Raw genomic sequence first — 1,094 nt, 5'->3', positions numbered from 1 at the left:
TAGTTGCGATGATGGACTAGTTCATTTTTGAGTATGCCCCAGAAACTCCCTATCGGTGTATTATCAAAGCAGTCGCCTTTTTTGCTCATTGAACCCTGAAAATCAAATTTCTCAAGTAAGTTTCGATATTCATTACTGCAATATTGGCTGCCTCTGTCTGAATGTACAATGAGATCTTTAGCAGGTTTCTGATTGCGAATAGCCATATTCAATGCATCACAAACAAGCTTGGCTGTCATGCGCTCATTTAAGCTATAGCCAACAACCTGTTTCGTGTAAAGATATTTGACAGCTGCCAAGTACAACCAGCCCTCAGCCGTCCAAATGTAGGTAATGTCACTCGACCACGCAAGATTAGGCTTCGTCATTAAAAACTGTTGCTTGAGTAAATTGTCATAAATAGAACGGTTGTGATCACTGTTCGTGGTTCTTTTGAAACGCTTATGGCGCTTACAATGCAACTGATTTGATTTTTTTATTTGGCGCACAGCATACGTACTTATTTTGATACCTTGCGCTTGTAAATGCTTGGTTAATCGAACATAGCCATAGCTTTGTTTGGTTTCTTCATGGGCTATTTTGACCAAAATTGTCTGCTGATTTCGCTGAATTGATCTTTTACTCATGCCTCGCTTTAGCCAATCATAAAAGCGAGAAACGGATACACGAAGTAATCGAGCCATTAAAATAATCGGAAATAAGTGGCTTTACGATTTCATATAGGCGTATCTCACTGACTTTCTTTGGCAAAGTACGCTGCTGCCTTTTTTAAAAATTCACGTTCCATTTCAGCTGTTTTGAGCTGTTTGCATATTCTTATTTTCTTCGAGTAAGGCGTTTAGATCGGGCGAATACTGTTTTGTGCCTGCTAAAGTTCCAGCCTTTGCTTTGTTATTCCAGTTCGAAAGGGTTTGCATTGAAATGCCAAGTTGTCTAGCGGATTCCGATACATTACCTTGGTTCTCTTCAATGGCTTTTATGGCTTCAGCTTTAAATTCTGCGGTGTAAGTCTTCTGTTTCTTGCTCATGGTAAACTCCTAATGAGTATGTATAGTTTACCAAGTTAAACCCTCCTGTTTTTTAAGCACACATCA

1 pseudogene is annotated in these 1,094 nt (G+C 39.3%); it reads right to left on the bottom strand.

Going from position 1 to position 1,094, the window contains the following annotated elements:
- Window positions 1–1,028: pseudogene (locus CDG59_RS14890) on the bottom strand (IS3 family transposase); the annotation flags it as partial.
- Window positions 1,029–1,094 lie beyond the last annotated feature (66 nt).

The sequence above is a fragment of the Acinetobacter sp. WCHA29 genome, assembly GCF_002165335.1.
In the GTDB taxonomy this organism is placed as follows: domain Bacteria; phylum Pseudomonadota; class Gammaproteobacteria; order Pseudomonadales; family Moraxellaceae; genus Acinetobacter.
The sequence above is the reverse complement of the archived record's forward strand: the minus strand, read 5'-3'. Positions and strand labels throughout refer to the sequence as shown.